We start from the raw sequence: 17,056 nt of genomic DNA, 5'->3' as shown, positions 1-17,056 counted from the left end.
ATGCGGAACGACGCATTGCGGTCTTAAAATGCCTGTGCTAGACGGCAATCGACTTTCGGCCGGGGATAGCGGAAGCCGCGCCTCCGTGCTTGAAAAAATGCAGTAAGGTCAAAGATTTAGCCAGAGTTTTTGCTCGCGCCAACAATCTGCGGCCTGTCAGACAAGAGAAAAGACGGTCCGTGGCCCAATCGTCATCGCCAATCTCAGGTGTCGCAGAACGCTACGCGGGTTCGCTGTTCGAACTCGCCCTGCAGGCAAATTCCGTGGCCAAGGTCGAGTCCGACCTCAACAGTTTCGAGGCGATGCTGGCTGGCAGTTCCGACCTGACCCGGCTGATCAACAGCCCGGTGTTCTCCGGCGAGGAGCAGGCCAAGGCCATCGCGGCGATCGCCGACAAGGCTGGGATCACCGGCCTCACCGGTAATTTCCTGCGCGTCGTCGCCCGCAATCGCCGGCTGTTCGCCGTGCCCGGCATGATCAAGGCGTTCCGCCAGATCGCCGCCGAACACCGTGGCGAGACCGCTGCTGAAGTGACGTCGGCTCACGAGCTGACGGCTGCCCAGCAGACCGAACTCAAGGCGGCGCTGAAAAGCGTTGCCGGCAAGGACGTGGCCATCTCCGTCACCGTCGATCCGTCGCTGCTCGGCGGGCTGGTGGTCAAGATAGGCTCGCGCCAGATCGATACGTCGCTCAAAACCAAACTCAATTCGCTCAAGCTTGCACTGAAAGAGGTCGGCTGATGGACATCCGCGCCGCGGAAATTTCCGCAATTCTGAAAGACCAGATCAAGAATTTCGGCAGGGAGGCCGAGGTCTCCGAAGTTGGACAGGTGCTGTCCGTCGGTGACGGTATCGCCCGCGTCTACGGCCTCGACAATGTCCAGGCCGGCGAGATGGTCGAATTCCCCGGCGGCATCCGCGGCATGGCGCTCAACCTCGAAGCCGACAATGTCGGCGTCGTCATCTTCGGCGCCGACCGCGACATCAAGGAAGGCGACACCGTCAAGCGCACCGGCGCCATCGTCGACGTTCCGGTCGGTCCGGGCCTGCTCGGCCGCGTCGTCGACGCGCTCGGCAACCCGATCGACGGCAAGGGCCCGATCAAGGCGACCGAACGCAAGCGCGTCGACGTCAAGGCGCCCGGTATCATCCCGCGCAAGTCGGTGCATGAGCCGATGTCGACCGGCCTCAAGGCCATCGATGCGCTGATCCCGGTCGGCCGTGGCCAGCGCGAGCTGGTCATCGGCGACCGTCAGACCGGCAAGACCGCCATCATCCTCGACACGATGCTCAACCAGAAGTCGGTGCACGACAACGGCCCCGAGAAGGAAAAGCTCTACTGCGTCTATGTCGCCGTCGGCCAGAAGCGCTCGACCGTCGCGCAGTTCGTCAAGGTGCTGGAAGAGCGCGGCGCGCTCGAATATTCGATCATTGTCGCCGCCACCGCTTCCGATCCGGCGCCGATGCAGTTCCTGGCGCCGTTCGCCGGCTGCACCATGGGCGAGTATTTCCGCGACAATGGCATGCATGCGCTGATCAGCTACGACGATCTGTCGAAGCAGGCCGTCGCCTATCGCCAGATGTCGCTGCTCCTGCGCCGCCCGCCGGGCCGCGAAGCCTATCCGGGCGACGTCTTCTATCTGCACTCGCGCCTGCTCGAGCGCGCCGCCAAGCTCAATGACGATCTGGGCAATGGCTCGCTGACGGCGCTGCCAGTCATCGAAACGCAGGCCAACGACGTGTCGGCCTACATCCCGACCAACGTGATCTCGATCACCGACGGCCAGATATTCCTCGAAACCAACCTGTTCTTCCAGGGCATCCGTCCGGCCGTCAACGTCGGTCTGTCGGTGTCGCGCGTCGGTTCCTCGGCGCAGATCAAGGCGATGAAGCAGGTTGCCGGCTCGATCAAGGGCGAGCTCGCGCAGTACCGCGAAATGGCGGCCTTCGCGCAGTTCGGCTCGGATCTCGACGCCGCCACGCAGCGCCTGCTCAACCGCGGATCGCGCCTGACCGAACTCCTGAAGCAGCCGCAGTTCTCGCCGCTGAAGACGGAAGAGCAGGTCGCGGTGATCTTCGCCGGCGTCAACGGCTATCTCGACAAGCTGCCGGTCAACCAGGTCGGCAAGTTCGAGCATGGCCTGCTCAGCCATATGCGTGCGGCCGGCAAGGACGTTCTCGACGCCATCCGCAAGGAAAAGGCGCTGTCGGACGATCTGCGCGCCAAGCTGAAGGCAGAGATCGACGCTTTCGCCAAGACCTTCGCCTGAGCGAAGCGACAAGACGGGATCAGGTTTGAAGCATGCCTTCATTAAAAGACCTTCGTAACCGTATCGCCTCGGTCAAGGCGACGCAGAAGATCACCAAGGCGATGCAGATGGTCGCCGCGGCGAAGCTGCGCCGTGCGCAAGAGGCAGCGGAAGCGGCGCGCCCCTATTCGGAGCGCATGGGTTCCGTGCTGGCCAACATCACCCAGGCAATCGGCGGCGGCGGCGATGCCCCGGCGCTGATGACCGGCACCGGCAAGGACAACGTGCATCTGCTCGTCGTCTGCACCGCCGAGCGCGGCCTGTGCGGCGGCTTCAATTCGCAGATCGCCCGTCTTGCCCGCGATCATATCCGGCGGCTTCTGGCCGACGGCAAGCAGGTCAAGATCATCTGCGTCGGCAAGAAGGGTTTCGACATCCTGCGCCGCGACTATGCCTCGATGATCCTCGACCGTGTCGACCTGCGCGAGGTCAAGACGCTCGGCTTCGTCAATGCCGACGCGATCGCCAAGAAGGTCATCCACCTCTTCAACGAGGGCGCCTTCGACATCTGCACGCTGTTCTATTCGCAGTTCAAATCGGTGATCAGCCAGGTCCCGACGGCGCAGCAGATCATTCCCGCCGGCGTCGCTTCGGCTCCCGCCGCAGCGGTGGATGGCGGCAATGCCGTCTACGAATACGAGCCGGAGCCGGGCGAGATCCTCTCCGACCTCATCCCGCGCAACATTTCCGTGCAGGTTTTCCGGGCGCTGCTCGAAAACGCGGCCGGCGAAATGGGCGCCAAGATGAGCGCCATGGACAATGCGACGCGCAACGCCGGCGAGATGATCAACAAGCTGTCGATCACCTATAACCGCCAGCGGCAGGCGCAGATCACCAAGGAACTGATCGAAATCATTTCGGGCGCTGAAGCGCTCTAGGCGCGGTTCGCGGGCCATCGGCCCGCTCTAGGACCGCGTGAGAAACAAAGGACGAAAAAGGGTAAAGACGATGGCGAAAGCAGCGACCCCCAAGACGGCGGCCCCCAAGGCCGCAGCCCCCGTAAAGGCGGCCAAGGCTCCGGCAGCCGCCGCGAAGGCAGCTCCGGCAAAGACGGCGGCAGCGCCGGCCAAGGCCGCGGCGGCCAAGACTTCGGCCGTGGCCGCCAAGGCAACCGGCGTTGTCGGCAAGGTCCGCCAGGTCATCGGCGCAGTCGTCGACGTGCAGTTCGGCGATCACCTTCCGGCGATCCTGAACGCGCTCGAGACGACCAATGTCGGCAATCGCCTGGTGCTTGAAGTTGCCCAGCATCTGGGTGAAAACACCGTGCGCTGCATCGCCATGGACTCCACCGAAGGTCTGGTGCGCGGCCAGGAAGTGCGTGACACCGGTGCGCCGATCACCGTACCGGTCGGCCCGGGCATGCTGGGCCGCATCATCAACGTCATCGGCGAGCCGGTCGACGAAGAGGGCCCGGTCGATGCGATCGAGATGCGCTCCATCCACCAGCCGGCTCCGACCTATGTCGAGCAGTCGACGGAAGCGCAGATCCTGATCACCGGCATCAAGGTGCTCGACCTGCTGGCGCCTTACGCCAAGGGCGGCAAGATCGGCCTGTTCGGCGGCGCCGGCGTCGGCAAGACCGTGCTGATCCAGGAACTGATCAACAACATCGCCAAGGCACACGGCGGCTATTCGGTGTTCGCCGGCGTCGGTGAGCGCACCCGCGAGGGCAACGATCTCTATCACGAGTTCATCGAATCCGGCGTCAACAAGAAGGGCGGCGGCGAAGGCTCCAAGGCGGCTCTCGTGTACGGCCAGATGAACGAGCCGCCGGGCGCGCGCGCCCGTGTCGGCCTGACCGGCCTGACGGTGGCTGAATATTTCCGCGACCAGGGCCAGGACGTGCTGTTCTTCGTCGACAACATCTTCCGCTTCACGCAGGCGGGTTCGGAAGTGTCGGCTCTGCTCGGCCGTATCCCGTCGGCCGTGGGCTATCAGCCGACGCTCGCCACCGACATGGGCGCGCTGCAGGAACGCATCACCACCACCACCAAGGGCTCGATCACCTCGGTGCAGGCCATCTACGTGCCCGCCGACGACTTGACCGACCCGGCGCCGGCGACCTCGTTCGCCCACCTTGACGCGACGACGACGCTGAACCGCGCCATCGCCGAAAAGGGCATCTATCCGGCGGTCGATCCGCTGGATTCGACCTCGCGCATGCTCGACCCGATGGTTGTCGGCGAAGAGCACTATGCGGTTGCCCGCCAGGTGCAGTCGATCCTCCAGCGCTACAAGTCGCTGCAGGACATCATCGCCATCCTGGGCATGGACGAGCTGTCGGAAGAGGACAAGCAGACCGTGGCCCGCGCCCGCAAGATCGAGCGCTTCCTGTCGCAGCCCTTCTTCGTCGCCGAAGTGTTCACCGGCGCGCCGGGCAAGCTCGTCGACCTCGCCGACACCATCAAGGGCTTCAAGGGCCTCTGCAACGGCGACTACGATCACCTGCCGGAAGCTGCCTTCTACATGGTCGGCGGCATCGAGGAAGCGGTCGAGAAGGCACAGCGCCTGGCGGCTGAAGCGGCATAAGAAGCGAATAGCGAATAGGGAGTAGCGAATAGGGCAAGGTGAGCCAAGCGAGTTTCTTCCCTACTCGCTACTCACTATTCCCTACTCGCTAGAGTGATCATGGCTGAAGCTTTCAAATTCGAACTGGTCTCGCCGGAGCGCCTGCTGGTTTCCGAGCAGGTCGAATCCGTCGTCATCCCCGGCGCCGAAGGCGAGATGACCGTGATGGCGCATCACGCGCCGGTCATGACCACGATCAAGCCGGGTGTCGTCACGGTGAAGACCGCCTCGGGCGGCGAAGAGCGCTATGTCGTGTTCGGCGGTTTCGCCGACATCGTTCCAGCCGGCTGCACCCTGCTGGCGGAATCGGCTGTCGCCGTGAAGGATGTCGACCGGGCCGATCTCGCCCGCCGCATCCAGGAAGCCAAGGAAGATGCCGCCGACGCCAAGGACGACCAGGCGCGCAGCAAGGCCGAGCAGTTCCTCAGCCAGCTGACCACGCTGGAAGGCGCAATTCTGCCGGCCTGAAATCCGCACCAGATGACTTGATGAAAAGCGGGGCCTTGCCCCGCTTTTTTGTTTAAATGCCCAAGGCGGCGAAGGCCAATGTCGGACCATCGCGCCGCAAGTGCACAAGATGCACCGCCGTGAGCTCGATCAGCGTCTGGCGTTCGGCGTTGTCCCTGGCAAAGCCGGCCAGGTCGAACACCGCCGTCACGGTTTCGTTCGCCGGCAATTGCTGGTCCAAAAGCGCCCTCAGCGCGGCATCGAGCGGATCGGTGAAATGGTTTTCAGGCAAGGTTTTTCCGCGCGCGGCGCAGGCGGCGATCCAGGCCGCCACCACCAGGGTGAGATGCACGAATTCGGTGCCGGCTTCGAGGCACTCGATGGCGGACGCGATGATGCGCTGCGGCAGTTTCTGGCTGCCGTCATTGGCGATCTGCGCCGTGCGGTGGGCAAGCGCGGTGTTGGAGAAACGCTCGGCAAGCTCGGCTGTGTAGGTTGCCGTATCGAGTCCGGCATCCTCCGGCAATGTCGGGATGGCCTCGGCCCAGAGCCCGTCGACAAATTGCCGGATCGCCGGATCGGCAAAGGCGCGGTCGACGGTGGCGTGGCCGCTGAGCAGGCCGAGATAGGCGATGCCCGAATGCGCGCCGTTGAGCAGCCTGAGCTTCATGTCCTCGAAGGGGCCGACATCGCCAACCATGGTGACGCCGAACTTTTCCCAGTCCGGCCTGCCGGCGGAGAAATTGTCTTCGACCACCCATTGGCGGAAGGGCTCGGTCATGACAGGCCAGGCATCGTCGACACCGAGTTCGCCAGCGATGCGCGCCCGGTCGGCGTCGGTGGTTGCCGGCACGATGCGATCGACCATGCTCGACGGAAAGGCGACCTGGTTCGCGATATGGTCGGCGATTCTGGTGTCGCCTCCAGTGGTAGACCTGGCATCGCGCAGCTTGGCGAATTCGGTCAGCAGCCGATGCAGCGTGGCGCCGTTGGCCGGCAGGTTGTCGCAGCACAGCACGGTGAAGGGCGGGGTGCCGGCGGCCAGTCTGCGGGCAAGCGCCTCGGCGAGGAAACCATGCGCCGTCCTCGGCATTTGCGGATTGGCCAGATCGTGGATGATGTCGGGATGGGCGGCGTCCAATCCGCCGCCCGCAGCCCTGAGATAGGCCTTTTCGGTGATGGTCAGCGTGACGATGCGGGTGCGTGGATCGGTCAGCGCGGCCAGCACCGCGCTGGGGTTTTCCGGCGCCACGAGCATCGACTGGATAGAGCCGATGACGCACAGCTCCTCCTCGCCACTGCTGCGGATCGCCAGCGTGTAGAGCCCGTCCTGCGGCGACAGCGCATCGCGCGTGTCGGGGCTGCGCAAGGAGACGCCTGTTATGCCCCAGTCCGTTTCGCCCGCCGCCAGGCACTCGTCGACATAGGCGGCCTGATGGGCGCGATGGAAGGCGCCGACGCCGAGATGCACGATGCCCGGAGCAATGCGGCCGCGGTCATATGCAGGGATTTTGGTCCCGGCGGGCAGCTTGCGTAGCGTGGCGTCGGACAGATGGCTTCTGGTCATCAGCATACCGGGGCTGGGGGCTGTGGATGACAGGCGGGGTAACACCTGTTTGCGCCTGCCGCAAGGATGCCGCTTTGCCAACGCACATTGACATCGCTCTGGCCCGAACGTACCGCTACCCAGACTGGAGGAGCCGCTTTCCCCATGGTCGCGCTGACCGATCCGGACCTGCTGTTTCCACCCGAAGCGCATTCGCGCTCGCTTGCCCGCGACCTCTACGCCGGCATCAAGGACCTGCCCATCGTCAGCCCGCACGGCCACACCGATCCGCGCTGGTATGCGCTGAACGAGCCGTTTCCGGATCCGGCGCAACTGCTCATCGTGCCCGACCACTACATCTTCCGCATGCTGTTCAGCCAGGGCGTGCGGCTGGAGGATCTCGGCGTGGCCAGCCTGGATGGCGCGCCGGTGGAAACAGACGGCCGAACGATCTGGCGGCGCTTCGCCGAGCATTATTACCTGTTTCGCGGCACGCCGACCCGGTTGTGGTTCGACCATGTGCTGGCGCATCTGTTCGGCATCGAAGAGCCGCTGGATGCCACGACGGCCGACCGCCACTACGATACGATCGCGACGGTGCTGCAGTGGGAGAATTTCCGTCCGCGCGCCCTGTTCGAGCGCTTCAACATCGAGGTCATCGCCACGACCGAAGGCGCGCTTGACGATCTCGAATGGCACAAAATGATCCGCGACAGCGGCTGGGAGGGCCGCGTCGTCACCGCCTATCGGCCGGACGCGGTCGTCGATCCCGATTTCGAAGGGTTTTCGGCCAATCTCGACCGGCTTGGCGAGATCACCGGCTGCGACACCGGCAGCTGGGCCGGTTACCTCGACGCGCATCGCCAGCGGCGCGCCTTCTTCAAGAGTTTTGGCGCGACTTCGTCGGATCATGGCCATCCGACGGCGGAGACCGCCAATCTCTCCGACGCGGCGGCGCAGGAGCTGTTCAACCGCATCCGCCGCGGCTCGCAGGATGAGCGCGAGCGCAAGCTGTTCCGCGCCCAGATGCTGACCGAGATGGCCAAGATGAGCCGGGATGACGGGCTGGTGCTGCAGATACATCCCGGTTCCTGGCGCAATCATTCGCCTTCTGTCTTCCAGAGGTTCGGCCGCGACAAGGGTTTCGATATCCCGACGCGGACCGATTATGTGACGGCGCTGAAGCCGCTGCTCGACTGCGTCGGGCTGGAGCGTGACCTGACGGTGATCCTCTTCACGCTCGACGAGAGCAGCTACGCGCGCGAGCTGGCGCCGCTGGCCGGTGTTTACCCGGCGTTGAAGCTCGGCCCCGCCTGGTGGTTCCACGACAGTCCGGAAGGCATGCGCCGGTTTCGCGAGATGACGACGGAGACGGCCGGCTTCTACAACACTGTCGGCTTCAACGACGACACGCGTGCCTTTCCCTCGATCCCGGCTCGCCATGACGTGGCGCGGCGAGTCGACTGTGCGTTCCTGGCGCGCCTCGTCGCCGAGCATCGGCTGCGCGAGGACGAGGCGCATGAGCTGGCACGGGAATTGGCCCATACGCTGGCGAAAAAGGCGTACCGGCTTTGATGGCGGCGGCTCAAGATCCCAACGGCGGCGGCTGTTGGATCAGCATGACAGGCTGACATGAACAGCACCGGCATCGATCTCTCCGCCTTCAGCCTGGCCGGCAAGCGCATTCTGGTCACCGGCGCCAACACCGGCATCGGACAAGGCATTGTCCTCTCGATCGCGCGCGCCGGCGGTGTGGTGATCGGCGTCGGCCGTTCGTCGATGGACGAGACGGCGAGCAAGGTCGCGGCCATCGGTGCCAGGTTCGAGACGGTGAGCGCCGACCTTGCCGACACGGCGACCGCCGGTCCTATGCTCGATCGGGTCTGGGACGAAAGCGGGCCGCTCGACGGGTTGGTCAACAATGCCGGTATCATCCGACGCGCCGATGCGGTCGATCTGACCGAGACCGACTGGGACGATGTCATGGACGTCAATTTGAAGACGGTCTTTCTGCTTTGCCAGTCCTTCGCCAGGCGCGCCCTTGCCGACGGTCGCCGGGGCAAGATCGTCAACATCGCCTCGGTGCTGAGTTTCCAGGGCGGCATCCGCGTCGCCTCCTACACCGCCTCGAAACATGGCGTGCTCGGGATCACCCGGCTGCTCGCCTGCGAATGGGCGGCCAAGGGCATCAACGTCAACGCCATCGCGCCGGGCTATGTCGAGACCAACAACACGCAGGCGCTGCGTGCCGACCCTGACCGCAGCGCCGCCATTCTCGGCCGCATTCCGGCGGGGCGGTGGGGCGAGCCTTCCGATATTGGCGATGCCGCCGTCTTCCTTCTGGCCCGGGCTTCCGACTATATGCATGGCGCGGCGGTGCCGGTGGATGGCGGCTGGCTGGCGCGATGAGGGGGACGACGATGACGAAGCCCAAGATCTTCGCGCATGCCGGCGAGGGGGCGTGGACGCCGACGCCGGATGGCAACAGGCGGCGCGTTCTCCTCTCCACCGATGAGCTGATGCTGGTCGAATTCGGCTTTGACAAGGGTGGTGTCGGCGCCTTGCATTCGCATCCGCATGTCCAGGCAAGCTACGTCGCCGAGGGCCGCTTCGAGGTGACCATCGACGGCCGGACGGAAATCCTCGAGGCCGGCGGCAGCTTCATCGTGCCGTCCGGCCTGGTGCACGGCGTCAAGGCACTGGAAGCGGGACGGCTGGTCGACAGCTTTACGCCGCCTCGGGCTGATTTTCTTGCTCTAAATCAAAGAGATAGCGCATAATGTCGTCCGAAAACCGCTTCACACTTTTCGGCATCGTGCTTTAGCCGACGACTTGCCTAGCCAAATCGGGGAGATCGAGTGCGGGCGAATGACCCGCGCCCCAAAAGAGGCGCGGGTTGTTGCCTGGGCGCTTGTGGCGCCGCGGTACTCAAGACATGACCGCAGGATGTGAAGCCTGCCGCATCGTGGTGAAGATAAGCTTAATGAGCCGTACAACCGATGGCTGCCTTCGGTCAGGTGATGTGCCGGAGCAGGCCGAAAAGCCGCTCGAACGTCTTGCCGTAGGGCGGGCGCAGCAGGGCGCCGGCGCTCAGGCGCGACTGCAGGAAAACCGGCTTCTCCTTGCTGAAGGTGCGGAATCCCCATTCGCCGTGATAGGCGCCCATGCCGCTGGCGCCGACACCGCCGAAGGGCTGGTTCTCCTGCACCAGGTGCAGCATGCAGTCGTTGATGGTGACGCCGCCGGCGACGGTCTCGCGCAGGATGCGCTGGCGGTTGGTGCTGTCTTTGCCGAACCAGTAGAGCGCCAGCGGCCGGTCGGCCTGGTTCACATGGCTGATCGCCTCGTCGATGGTGGCGTATTCGATGATCGGCAGCACCGGACCGAAAATCTCTTCGCGCATCAGCCGCAAATCCGGGCCGGCATTGCTGACCAGGGTCGGCAAAAGCTTGCGGCTCGCGGCGCCGAAGTCTTCGCCGGCCGGGTTGATTTCGACGACATCGGCACCGGCATCGCGGGCTTCAGCGATCATGGCGCGCAGGCGCTGAAAATGCCGTTCGCTGATGATGGCGGTATAGTCGGGGTTGTCGCGCAAGGTGGGGTAGAGCTGCGCCACCGCGGTCGCGAGTTTGGCGGCGACCGTGCCGGCCTGCCCCTTGGGCACCAGCAGATAGTCCGGCGCGATACAGGTCTGCCCGGCATTGAGCAGCTTGCCATAGGCGATGCTGGCTGTTGCCGCATCGAGATCGCAGGAGGGGTCGAAGATCGCCGGCGATTTGCCGCCGAGTTCGAGCGTGACCGGGGTCAGGTTGGCGGCGGCGGCGATCGCGACCTGGCGGCCGACCGCGGTCGAGCCGGTGAACAGCAGGTGATCGAAAGGCTTCGACACGAAAGCCTTGCCCATCTCGGCATCGCCGGTGATGACGCTCAACTCGTCCGGGGCGAAGTGCTCGCCGGCCAGTCTGGCGAGCAGCGCCGAGAAGGCCGGCGTCAGTTCGGAGGGCTTGACCAGCACGCGGTTGCCGGCGGCGAGCGCTGCCGTGACCGGCGCGACGGCAAGCTGGAACGGGTAATTCCACGGCGAGACGATGCCGACGACACCCAGCGGCTGCGGCAGGAGGCGATTGCGGCCCGGCAGGAACGGCAAGGTGGTGGCGACACGACGTTCCCGCATCCAGCCGCTCAGATGAGACAGCGTGTGGCGGATGCCGGCGCGCACGACAAACAGTTCGGCCAGCCGCGTCTCATGCGCCGAGCGGCCACCGAAGTCGGCGTCGATCGCGGCGCAAATGTCCGCCTCATGGTGCTCGGTCAGCGCCAGCAGGCGCTTCAGGCGGTCTTTCCGCACGCTTGGATCCGGAAAGGGCTGCTTCTCGAAGGCGGCGCGCTGCAGCCGGAACCGTTCGCCGAGGACATCCTGTCTCACCTGCAGCATCGCGCCCTCCCTGGCTCGTCCGACCAAGCTTACATCCTGGCGCGGGAGGGAATCCAGCGGGGGTGCAGGTGTCGCCGGGGAAGGTGTGCCTTCGCCGGCCACGGCCAATCAGTCCGCCGTCAACATGGATGACTGTTCCGGTTGTGTTCCGAGGGCAGCTGCGCTACTCCAAGGCACCACGCGGAGAGCATCTTGATCGATTCCCACATCCTCTCCCATCCCCGAAAAATCGCTTCTCGTCCGGTGTCCGCCTGATGTCGGCACAGGCTGCGAGTGTTCGGGCGGAGGATCCCAAGCGGCGCGTCCTGAAGGACGTGTTCGGCTTCGATGATTTCCGCCCCGGCCAGGCCGATGTCATCGACGCGCTGCTCTGCGGGCGCCATGTGCTGGCGGTCATGCCGACGGGTGCGGGCAAATCGCTCTGCTACCAGGTGCCGGCGCTGGTCATGGGCGGGCTCGCCCTGGTCGTGTCGCCGCTGGTGGCGCTGATGCAGGACCAGGTCGCCGCCTTGCGGCTGGCGGGCGTCGGCGCCGATACGATCAATTCCTCGCTCGACCGCGAGGCAAATGTCGCGGCCTGGCGCCGCGTGGCATCAGGCCAGACGCGGCTGCTCTACCTGGCGCCGGAACGGTTGATGACCGAGCGCATGCTCGAGGCGCTTTCCAGGCTCGAGGTCAGCCTGGTCGCCATCGACGAGGCGCATTGCATCTCGCAATGGGGGCCGGCGTTCCGGCCCGAGTATGAGGACCTGTCGCGGCTGCGGCACATCTTCCCCAACGTGCCAATCATCGCGGTGACGGCGACGGCGGATGAGAGCACGCGCAGCGATATCGAGGCACGGCTGTTCGCCGAGCGGGTCGAAACGCTGGTGCTGGGGTTCGACCGTCCCAACATCAAGCTCGCCATCGAATCCAAGCAGGACAGCAAGCGGCAATTGCTGCGTTTCATCGAGCGCCACCCAGGCAAGAGCGGCATCGTCTACTGCCTGTCGCGCAAGAAGACGGAGGAGATGGCGGCCTTCCTCGAGAAGAACGGCGTCACCGCGCTCGCCTATCATGCCGGGATGAGCAAGGAGGCGCGCGAGGCCAATCAAAACGCTTTCATGACACTGTCCGGTGTCGTCATGGTGGCGACCATCGCCTTCGGCATGGGCATCGACAAGCCCGACGTCGCCTATGTCTTCCACACCGACATGCCGGGCAGCCTGGAAGCCTATTATCAGGAGATCGGTCGCGCCGGCCGCGACGGGCGCAAGGCCGAAGCGCATATGCTCTATGGCCTAGGCGACATCCGCATGCGGCGGCTGTTCATCGACGACGAGGATGCAGCGGTGGAGCACAAGAAGCGCGCACATCGCCGGCTCGACACGCTGATCGGCTATTGCGAGACGGCGCAGTGCCGGCGCCAGGTGCTGCTTGGCTATTTCGGTGAGGATGCCTCGCCTTGCGGCAATTGCGACAATTGCCTCGACCAGGTGCCGCGCGCCGATGGCGGCGCGGAAGCGCGCATCATCCTGGCCGCGGTCGCGCAGAGCGGCGAGCGCTTCGGCGCCGCCCATGTCATTGACATCCTGCTTGGCCATGAGACCGAGAAGATCCTTGCCCGCGGTCACCAGAAGCTCGCCAGCTTCGGCAGCGGCGCGGCGCACAAGAAGGATCTCCTGACATCGCTGATCCGGCAGCTCGTCGCCGGCGGGTTCCTGGAACCGGACCCTAACGGCCATGGCGGCCTCGCCATCGCCGAAAAGGGTCATGCGCTTGGCCGGGGCGAACTGCCGTTCCACTACCGTGTCGAGATGCGCAGCCGCGCCTTGCGCAAGATGCGGGCGGCCGAGGGTTCGGGTGCCGAAGGCGTCGACGCCTCGCTGCTGGCCACGCTCAAATCCCTGCGGCTGCGCCTGGCCAAGGAACGCCAGGTGCCGGCCTATGTGGTGTTTTCCGACCGGACGCTGATCGACATGGCCGAACGCCGCCCGCGCGACCTCGACGCCTTCGCCGAGGTCAATGGCGTGGGAGGGGCGAAGCTCGAGGAATTCGGCCAGGTTTTTCTGAGTGCGATCGCGGCGCATCGGGCGGGTGGGGCGGGCTGAAGGCGACACGCCTCAAGTGGACGCACTCCGGCGTCGGACGGCAGCGTTGCGCCACTTGCCGGCGTCAGCACCTCAAGGCGCGAACGTCTGTTGTGATGCCTACCCGATACAAAAGCACCGCCACGGTGGCGTCAATCGGTTACACAGGTCAGGAAATATCTCCGACCTTCTGGGAGGAGTGGCGTTTCAACGTCCCCAGAGGCTGCGTGGGCGTGTCGTCGGTTGGCTGTTGGCGCGGCGACCGGAGCGCTCCACGCCTCGCAAGCGGAAAAGCGAAATCTTGTGAAGGCAAGGTCAAGCCGCGTTCTACGTTCTGTATCGGCGACCGGCGGAGACTGGGAGAGATGGATACCATGCACGGGAGGCGCCTGGAAGTTGGCAGGACATGGATGCGGGGCGGCCCGCGTGCAGGCGCTTGGCTGAGTGGTGAAATGACCACGCAGCGGCACCTCGCAGCGATCCTGGCCTGCGACGTGGTCGGCTATTCGCGGCTGACGGAGCGCGACGAGCGCGGCACGCTCGAGCGGCTGAAGATCTACCGCAAAGACCTCCTCGAACCGCTGGTCTGCGAGCACCAGGGTCGGATCGTCAAGCTCACCGGCGACGGCATGCTGTGCGAGTTCGCGAGCGTCGTTAACGCGGTGACCTCGGCGATGGCGATCCAGCAGGCCCTGGCAGAACACGAGGCGGAGACGGCCGAGGAAGAGCGGATACGCTTGCGCATCGGCATCAATCTCGGCGACGTGGTCTGCGAGGAGGACGGCGACCTCTACGGCGACGGGGTCAACATCGCCGCTCGCCTCGAAAGCATCGCCGATCCCGGCACCGTGGTCGTCTCGGGCACCGCCTACGACCACCTTCAAGGCAAGCTCGACTGCGGCTTCACGCCGCTCGGCGACCTGCGCCTCAAGAACATCGAGCGGCCTGTGCGCGCTTACCGCGTCGAGACCGACGCCAGCGCCTCGGTGGCTGCACCGCCTGCCCTGCCCGAGAAACCCTCGATCGCGGTTCTGCCTTTCACCAACATGAGCGGCGACCCCGACCAGGAATACTTCGCCGACGGGCTGGTGGAGGATATCATCACGGGATTGAGCCGGGTGAACTCCTTCTTCGTGATCGCCCGCAACTCGTCCTTCACCTACAAGGGCCGGGCGGTGGACCTACGCCAGGTCGGGCGCGAGCTGGGCGTCCGCTACGTGCTCGAAGGCAGCATCCGCAGAGCAGGATCGCGGGTACGCATCAGTGGGCAATTGGTGGACGCGATCAGCGGGCACCATGTCTGGGCGGACCGCTTCGAGGGCGACTTGAGCGACATCTTCGACCTGCAGGACAAGGTGACCGAGAGCGTCGTCGGCGCTGTCGAGCCGAGCATCCGGCTGCAGGAGATCAAGCAGGCGCGCATGAAGCCGACCGACTACATCAGCGCCTACGACCTCTACCTGCGCGCGCTGCCGCGCTTCTACAGCATGACGCGCGAAGGCTTTGCCGACGTGCGCCGGCTCACCAACGAGGCGCTCAGCATCGACCCTGGCTTCAACTTGGCAAAGGGACTCGGCGCCTATATCCGCAGCCTGTCCGTGAGCCAGTGCTGGCACGAGCCCGACGATGTCCGAGTCGCCGTGCGCATGGCGCGCGAGGTCCTGGCGGAAGCGCGCGACGACCCGACGAGCCTGCGCTTCGCCGCGCAGGTGATCGCCTACAGCGCGAAGGACTACGAGATGGCGCTGGGCGCGATCGAACGATCCCTGCTGCTCAACCCCAATTCGGCCCAAGGCCATACCGGCAGCGGCTGGGTGAACGCACATTCCAGCCGCCCGCTCGTCGCGATCGAGCACTTTCACAGGGCAATGCGGCTGAGCCCGGTCGACCCCGAGAAGGGCATCGCGCTCTCCGGCATCGGGATGAGCTACCTGATGCTCGAGCGCTACGAGGAAGCGCTGGCATGGGGAGAACGCGCGCTGCATGAAATGCCGAACTACGGCTCCTCGCACCGGGTGGTGATCATGGCGCTGGTCAAACTCAACCGGCTGGACGAGGCGCAGGCGGCGGCGCGGCGGCTGATGGAGGCGTTTCCGACCTACACGCTCACCCTGCAGAGACAGATCAACCCGTGGCTGGACAAGGTGTTCGCCGAGCGTTACGTCGAGGCGCTGGGCATCTCCGGCGTGCCGGCGTGATCGTCGCGCCTGCTTGTCCGAGGATTGAGCGCCTAGGGCAGCCGTGAACAGCCGGCGATCACTCTGTTGGGTTCGCGTCGAACTTCCGTGCGGCACCGCCTGCGACCTCATAGCTCTCGCCTAAATTCATGTGTATAGGTCGGCGAGGCTGGAGGACGGAATTTGCCGGTAGAAGCAACAGATCAATGGTCGGTATTGTTGCCAGTCATTGTCGGCGGCGGGTTGGCTCTTCTAGGCGTTGCGGTTGGACCGGCAATTACTCAGTGGCTTGAATCCCGCTCGGCTAGCCGAGCAACGCGGATTCAGCGCTTTGAAGAACTGTTCGGATTGCTGCAGCAGCACGACGAATGGATGAATCTGAAGACCCGGATAAATGCATTTGGCGAAAAGCATGAATTGCCGTCAGAGCCGCTTGCCAAGGCGTTCGCCATCTCGGCCATATACTTCCCCGAGTTCCTCCCGGAATTGCGAAAACTCGATTTTGTCACATCCAACTATGGGGTGTGGACAAATGAAGCTGCGATGCGTCGCCTGGCGGGGAAGATGAGCACTATCAACGATGGCTTTGACGATGCCAACCAGCCATATGCAAGAGCTCTGAATGAAATGCGCGATCGCTTGATTGAATATGGCGTCTCCCGCAAGACACGGGTTTAGCAAGCTTCGCCCCCGCAAGGGCGCGCTTGACGATTTCAGCCCCGGCAGCGACACGGCGCCGAGCCTATGGCTCGCTACAGGGCCAATCTTCAGGCCTCGTCAAGCCAGAAGGCAACTCGGTCCGGGCGTCTCCGCAAGCCATGTTGAGCTGCCACTGGGACAGACCCGCCGAATTGGAAAGATCGAGGCCCTCGATACGGGTCTGAAAGAAAAAAGCGCGGTCAAAGTCTATCGGCGCGGTGAACGTCGCTCCTCGGAAGTCCGCCCGCGCGAGATTGGCAAACGAAAAGCGGCTGCCGCTGATATCGGCGTCATGGAACTGCGCTCGCCCCAATTCCGCCTTTGTGAAATCAACATTGGTCAGATTGGCGTCCTGGAAATTCGAGCGCTGTACTTCCGCGCCCGTAAACACAGCGCCCTGCGCGTCCATATGGCTGAAGTCGGTCCTGTAGGCCTCGATTTTGTCGAACCGGGCGCCTTTGGCGGTCGAGTCGGCCAGGGAAGCACGCACAAGCGTTGCCTTTTCAAAATTTGCCGCAAGGAGATTGCTGTTCCTCAGGTCGGTCGAAGTGAAATCAACACCGATCAGGTTCGCCCCGCTCAGGTCCTGTCCTTTTAGGATGAGAAGCTTTTTGTCACAGTCCTGCCAATTGACGCCAGGCGTCGCGGCTGCGTCGCAAGTTTGAGCGGCAGTGGCGTTCTGCCAAGCAAATACAATGCAAACCGCTAGAACCAAGCCGGATGTGCCGTGAGCTCTGGTTCGCCTCAAAGTCATTGTTGCTGGACCTCTGCTACTCGCCGACAATCAACCTTACCACATCTGCTGAC

The 17,056-nt window shown here is 64.4% G+C and carries 14 protein-coding genes; 11 read left to right on the top strand and 3 right to left on the bottom strand.

The genetic code is table 11. The annotated features are described in order from the left end of the window. Nucleotides 1–179 precede the first annotated feature (179 nt). The 5 genes from MAFF_RS16955 (at nucleotide 180) to MAFF_RS16935 (ending at nucleotide 5,344) form a co-directional block, all read left to right on the top strand. Nucleotides 180–740 (top strand): F0F1 ATP synthase subunit delta, encoded by a 561-nt coding sequence (locus tag MAFF_RS16955; RefSeq protein ID WP_010912155.1) that lies wholly within the window; start codon nucleotides 180–182, stop codon nucleotides 738–740. Further along, on the top strand, nucleotides 740–2,269 hold the full coding sequence (gene atpA, locus MAFF_RS16950; RefSeq protein ID WP_010912154.1) for a F0F1 ATP synthase subunit alpha: 1,530 nt from the start codon (nucleotides 740–742) through the stop codon (nucleotides 2,267–2,269). The genes MAFF_RS16955 and atpA overlap by 1 nt, the downstream gene beginning before the upstream one ends. A gap of 32 nt (nucleotides 2,270–2,301) precedes the next feature. Beyond that, nucleotides 2,302–3,186 carry a F0F1 ATP synthase subunit gamma gene (locus MAFF_RS16945; protein ID WP_010912153.1) on the top strand — a complete coding sequence of 295 codons (885 nt, stop codon included), beginning with the start codon at nucleotides 2,302–2,304 and terminating at the stop codon, nucleotides 3,184–3,186. A gap of 70 nt (nucleotides 3,187–3,256) precedes the next feature. Continuing rightward, entirely contained in the window at nucleotides 3,257–4,837 is a 1,581-nt protein-coding gene (gene atpD / locus MAFF_RS16940) for a F0F1 ATP synthase subunit beta (protein ID WP_032932130.1), read from the top strand. A 99-nt stretch (nucleotides 4,838–4,936) separates the two neighbouring features. Then, nucleotides 4,937–5,344, top strand: coding sequence for a F0F1 ATP synthase subunit epsilon (locus MAFF_RS16935; RefSeq protein ID WP_010912151.1), 408 nt, complete (start codon nucleotides 4,937–4,939; stop codon nucleotides 5,342–5,344). 52 nt (nucleotides 5,345–5,396) lie between these two features. Here MAFF_RS16935 and MAFF_RS16930 read toward each other — a convergent pair whose 3' ends face one another. Continuing rightward, nucleotides 5,397–6,896: a mannitol dehydrogenase family protein gene (locus tag MAFF_RS16930; RefSeq protein WP_010912150.1), complete on the bottom strand. Its 1,500-nt coding sequence runs from the start codon at nucleotides 6,894–6,896 to the stop codon at nucleotides 5,397–5,399. A gap of 138 nt (nucleotides 6,897–7,034) precedes the next feature. Here MAFF_RS16930 and uxaC point away from each other — a divergent pair, with 138 nt between their 5' ends. Genes uxaC through MAFF_RS16915 form a run of 3 tightly spaced genes read left to right on the top strand, consistent with a single transcriptional unit; the run spans nucleotide 7,035 to nucleotide 9,649 of the window. Next, nucleotides 7,035–8,444 (top strand): glucuronate isomerase, encoded by a 1,410-nt coding sequence (gene uxaC, locus MAFF_RS16925; protein WP_010912149.1) that lies wholly within the window; start codon nucleotides 7,035–7,037, stop codon nucleotides 8,442–8,444. Nucleotides 8,445–8,501: 57 nt separating this feature from the next. Further along, on the top strand, nucleotides 8,502–9,278 hold the full coding sequence (kduD, locus tag MAFF_RS16920) for a 2-dehydro-3-deoxy-D-gluconate 5-dehydrogenase KduD (RefSeq protein WP_010912148.1): 777 nt from the start codon (nucleotides 8,502–8,504) through the stop codon (nucleotides 9,276–9,278). 11 nt (nucleotides 9,279–9,289) lie between these two features. Beyond that, a complete protein-coding gene (locus tag MAFF_RS16915; RefSeq protein WP_044548402.1) occupies nucleotides 9,290–9,649 on the top strand; it encodes a cupin domain-containing protein in 360 nt (119 codons plus the stop codon). 233 nt (nucleotides 9,650–9,882) lie between these two features. Here MAFF_RS16915 and MAFF_RS16910 read toward each other — a convergent pair whose 3' ends face one another. Next, a complete protein-coding gene (locus MAFF_RS16910; RefSeq protein WP_010912146.1) occupies nucleotides 9,883–11,304 on the bottom strand; it encodes a coniferyl aldehyde dehydrogenase in 1,422 nt (473 codons plus the stop codon). 254 nt (nucleotides 11,305–11,558) lie between these two features. On the opposite strand from MAFF_RS16910, the gene recQ reads away from it, so the two are divergent. From recQ to MAFF_RS16895, 3 genes are all read left to right on the top strand, one after another. After that, nucleotides 11,559–13,394: a DNA helicase RecQ gene (recQ, locus tag MAFF_RS16905; RefSeq protein WP_010912145.1), complete on the top strand. Its 1,836-nt coding sequence runs from the start codon at nucleotides 11,559–11,561 to the stop codon at nucleotides 13,392–13,394. Between the two features lie 431 nt (nucleotides 13,395–13,825). Continuing rightward, entirely contained in the window at nucleotides 13,826–15,571 is a 1,746-nt protein-coding gene (locus MAFF_RS16900; RefSeq protein WP_010912144.1) for an adenylate/guanylate cyclase domain-containing protein, read from the top strand. Nucleotides 15,572–15,733: 162 nt separating this feature from the next. Further along, the gene (locus tag MAFF_RS16895; protein WP_157866003.1) at nucleotides 15,734–16,228 is read left to right on the top strand and encodes a hypothetical protein; all 495 of its coding nucleotides are present in this window, start codon (nucleotides 15,734–15,736) and stop codon (nucleotides 16,226–16,228) included. Nucleotides 16,229–16,292: 64 nt separating this feature from the next. Here MAFF_RS16895 and MAFF_RS16890 read toward each other — a convergent pair whose 3' ends face one another. Next, nucleotides 16,293–17,003 (bottom strand): pentapeptide repeat-containing protein, encoded by a 711-nt coding sequence (locus MAFF_RS16890; RefSeq protein WP_010912142.1) that lies wholly within the window; start codon nucleotides 17,001–17,003, stop codon nucleotides 16,293–16,295. Nucleotides 17,004–17,056 lie beyond the last annotated feature (53 nt).

Origin of the sequence: Mesorhizobium japonicum MAFF 303099, from assembly GCF_000009625.1 — a bacterium.
Classification (GTDB): Bacteria; Pseudomonadota; Alphaproteobacteria; order Rhizobiales; family Rhizobiaceae; genus Mesorhizobium; species Mesorhizobium japonicum.
This window is presented reverse-complemented; position numbering and strand designations above follow the sequence as displayed.

What these genes read in the sequence shown, in the direction of transcription:
- atpA (WP_010912154.1), top strand. Translation starts at nt 740, where the DNA reads ATGGACATCCGCGCCGCGGAAATTTCCGCAATTCTGAAAGACCAGATC.
- MAFF_RS16945 (WP_010912153.1), top strand. Translation starts at nt 2,302, where the DNA reads ATGCCTTCATTAAAAGACCTTCGTAACCGTATCGCCTCGGTCAAGGCG.
- atpD (WP_032932130.1), top strand. Translation starts at nt 3,257, where the DNA reads ATGGCGAAAGCAGCGACCCCCAAGACGGCGGCCCCCAAGGCCGCAGCC.
- MAFF_RS16935 (WP_010912151.1), top strand. Translation starts at nt 4,937, where the DNA reads ATGGCTGAAGCTTTCAAATTCGAACTGGTCTCGCCGGAGCGCCTGCTG.
- MAFF_RS16930 (WP_010912150.1), bottom strand. Translation starts at nt 6,896, where the DNA reads ATGCTGATGACCAGAAGCCATCTGTCCGACGCCACGCTACGCAAGCTG.
- uxaC (WP_010912149.1), top strand. Translation starts at nt 7,035, where the DNA reads ATGGTCGCGCTGACCGATCCGGACCTGCTGTTTCCACCCGAAGCGCAT.
- kduD (WP_010912148.1), top strand. Translation starts at nt 8,502, where the DNA reads ATGAACAGCACCGGCATCGATCTCTCCGCCTTCAGCCTGGCCGGCAAG.
- MAFF_RS16915 (WP_044548402.1), top strand. Translation starts at nt 9,290, where the DNA reads ATGACGAAGCCCAAGATCTTCGCGCATGCCGGCGAGGGGGCGTGGACG.
- MAFF_RS16910 (WP_010912146.1), bottom strand. Translation starts at nt 11,304, where the DNA reads ATGCTGCAGGTGAGACAGGATGTCCTCGGCGAACGGTTCCGGCTGCAG.
- recQ (WP_010912145.1), top strand. Translation starts at nt 11,559, where the DNA reads ATGTCGGCACAGGCTGCGAGTGTTCGGGCGGAGGATCCCAAGCGGCGC.
- MAFF_RS16900 (WP_010912144.1), top strand. Translation starts at nt 13,826, where the DNA reads ATGACCACGCAGCGGCACCTCGCAGCGATCCTGGCCTGCGACGTGGTC.
- MAFF_RS16890 (WP_010912142.1), bottom strand. Translation starts at nt 17,003, where the DNA reads ATGACTTTGAGGCGAACCAGAGCTCACGGCACATCCGGCTTGGTTCTA.